General features: G+C 66.4%; 4 protein-coding genes. All 4 read left to right on the top strand.

The genetic code is table 11. The features are described from left to right. Positions 1-69: 69 nt before the first annotated feature. Positions 70-954 (top strand): TIGR01459 family HAD-type hydrolase, encoded by an 885-nt coding sequence (locus VMR03_RS04970; protein WP_325402869.1) that lies wholly within the window; start codon positions 70-72, stop codon positions 952-954. A gap of 292 nt (positions 955-1,246) precedes the next feature. After that, positions 1,247-1,693 (top strand): MaoC family dehydratase, encoded by a 447-nt coding sequence (locus VMR03_RS04965; protein ID WP_325402868.1) that lies wholly within the window; start codon positions 1,247-1,249, stop codon positions 1,691-1,693. Next, positions 1,693-2,652 (top strand): bifunctional riboflavin kinase/FAD synthetase, encoded by a 960-nt coding sequence (locus VMR03_RS04960; protein WP_325402866.1) that lies wholly within the window; start codon positions 1,693-1,695, stop codon positions 2,650-2,652. The genes VMR03_RS04965 and VMR03_RS04960 overlap by 1 nt, the downstream gene beginning before the upstream one ends. A gap of 10 nt (positions 2,653-2,662) precedes the next feature. Further along, on the top strand, positions 2,663-2,898 hold a 236-nt coding region (locus tag VMR03_RS04955; protein ID WP_414693148.1), incomplete at its 3' end, for a class I SAM-dependent methyltransferase.

Here is a 2,898-nt window from a genome sequence, read left to right as displayed (position 1 = left end):
GCATCCGCCGACCCATCTGGGTCCCGGCAACGAGTGCCGGGACGACATTCTCCTGATTTGAGTCCACCAATGAATCCGATAGTCGACAATCCCGTGCCTCTGATCCCCGGCCTCTCCGCCCTCGCCGATCGCTACGACGCGCTGCTCTGCGATGTCTGGGGCGTCCTGCATAATGGCCGCGAGGCCTATCCGGGCGTCGCCGACGCGCTCGGCAGATTCCGCGCCAAGGGCGGCCATGTGCTGCTGCTCTCGAACGCGCCGCGCCCGTCGACCGAACTCCCGGCGATGCTGACGCGCTTCGGGATTCCGGCCGACGCCTATGACGGCATTCTCACCTCGGGCGACGCGACGCGCGATTGCCTGAAGAGCCACACATTCGGCCGCAACTGCTATCACATCGGCCCCGACCGCGATCTGCCGCTCTTCGACGACACGGGCGTCCATCTCGTCGACGAGGATCGCGCGGGCTTCATCCTCGTCACCGGCCCTTTCAATGACGAAGTCGAGGGCCCGGAGGATTACCGCGCGCAATTCACACGCCTTGCCGAACGCGCGCTTCCGCTGGTCTGCGCCAATCCCGACATCGTCGTCGAGCGCGGACCGCGCCACATCCATTGCGCCGGCGCGCTGGCTCGGCTCTATGAAGAACTCGGCGGCTCGGCCACCTATTTCGGCAAGCCGCACGGGCCGATCTATTCGGTCGCCCGTCATCGCCTGATGGAAATTTCGGGCCGCGCCATTCCCGATACCCATATCCTCGCCGTCGGCGACGGCCTCGCCACCGACATGAAGGGCGCAAAGGGCCAGGGCATACCGGCGCTCTTCGTGACGGGCGGCATCGCGGCGAAAGACTGCGGGCCCGATCCCGAACATCCCGATCCCGCCCTCGTCGCGAAACTCTGCGCGGCGGCGGACATCGCGCCCGTGGGGGCATTGCCGAGATTGGTGTGGTAGACGGCTAGCCCTCCCCCTTGAGGGCTGAGGCGGAACAGCAATCGGTCCTGTGGACCGATTGCCCGCCGAAGGGTTGGGAGGGGGGTAGGCTGCAGGAAAGAGTCTTTGCGAAGAAGCCCCCCACCCGATCGGCTTCGCTGATCGACCTCCCCCTCAAGGGGGGGAGGTAAGCGACGATCCGCCTTTGCAAAACTGCCATCTCGCATAACACCCTGAATACGCGTTCATCGCTTGTGATTTCGCATAGCCACGCGATAGAGTGCGCCGCAAACATATTCCCCCCGCGAGTCCCATGACCGAACCCGCCGGCTATTGCATCGAAGACCTGAACGAAGGCATGGAAGCGTCTTTCTCGAAGACGCTGACCGATGCCGACATCGTTCTGTTTTCCGGCGTCTCGGGCGATACCAATCCTGTGCATCTCGACGCGGTCTATGCGGCGGGCACACGCTTTGGCGGCCGCATCGTGCATGGCATGCTGACCGCGAGCCTGATCTCGGCGGTGCTCGGCACGAAGCTCCCCGGACCCGGCGCGATCTACCTCTCGCAGAACCTGCGCTTCCGCGCTGCCGTGAAACCGGGCGACACCGTGACGGCGCGCGTCCGTGTCGCCACGCTCGACCGCGCCCGCAACCGCGTCACGCTTGCCTGCACCTGCCATGTCGGCGAGACGCTGGTCATCGACGGCGACGCGCAGGTGATGGTCCCGTCGCGCGAGCAGAAGGGCGCCACGTCCTGATGCAGATCCTCCGCCACTATGCCGGCGTGCCGCAGCCGCTTCAGGGCGGCGTCTTCGCGCTCGGCAATTTCGATGGCGTGCATCTCGGCCATCAGCGCGTCATCGCCGAAGCCGCCGCCGTCGCGCGCGAAATGGGCGTGCCGCTCGGCGTGCTCGTCTTCGAGCCGCACCCGAAGCAGTTCTTCTTTCCCGACGAACCCTTCTTCCGCCTGACGCCCTTCCGCGCCAAGGCGCGCCTTCTCGAAAGCCTCGGCGTCGACATTCTCGCGGCCCTTCCTTTCGACGCCGACATGTCGAGGAAGCTCGCGCCGGAATTCGTCATGGACGTGATCGTGAACGGGCTCAACGCGGTCCATGTCGTCGCCGGCTACGATTTCCGTTTCGGCAAGGGCCGCGCCGGCGATGCGGCGGTGCTCTCCTACATGGGCGAGATGGAAGGCTTCGGCGTGTCGATCGTCCCGGAAGCCTCGCTCGACGGCGAAGCCTTTTCCTCGACCCGCATCCGCGAGCGGCTCGGCAGCGGCGATCCGAAAGGCGCCGCGCGCCTCCTCGGCCATTGGTGGACGGTCGAGACGCATGTGCGCACCGGCGACAAGCGCGGCCGCACCATCGGCTTTCCGACCGCCAATCTCGCGCTCGAGGATCACGTACAGCCGGCGCTCGGCGTCTATGCGGTCCGCATCGAACTCGAGGACGGGCCCTTCAAGGGCGTCTATGACGGCGTCGCCAATCTCGGCCGCCGCCCGACCTTCGACAAGCAGGACGTCGTGCTCGAAGTCCATATCTTCGACTTCGAAGGCGACATCTACGGCCGGCACGCCGCCGTCTCCTTCATCGACTATCTCAGGCCCGAGCAGAAATTCTCCGGCCTCGACGCGCTGAAGGAACAGATCGCGAAGGACAGCGCCCGCGCCCGCGCGCTGCTGGCCGCGACGCCCGCCGCCTTCGCTGGCGCATGAGCGCCTCCTCATGAGCATGGGCGACCCCGCCGCCTTCATCCGCGCCAACACCATGCTCCACGAGCCGCCGCTGGTGCCGGAGGTGAAGCTCCACCTCGCCAGCGAGATCGTGCCGATCTGGCAGATGACGGAAGAAGAACTCGAGAAGTCGGGCCTCCCCCCGCCCTTCTGGGCCTTCGCCTGGGCGGGCGGTCAGGCGCTCGCCCGCTATATCCTCGACCACCCCGAAACGGTCGCCGGCAAGCG

Source organism: Parvibaculum sp. (assembly GCF_035511255.1).
Classification (GTDB): Bacteria; Pseudomonadota; Alphaproteobacteria; order Parvibaculales; family Parvibaculaceae; genus Parvibaculum.
The sequence above is the reverse complement of the archived record's forward strand: the minus strand, read 5'-3'. Positions and strand labels throughout refer to the sequence as shown.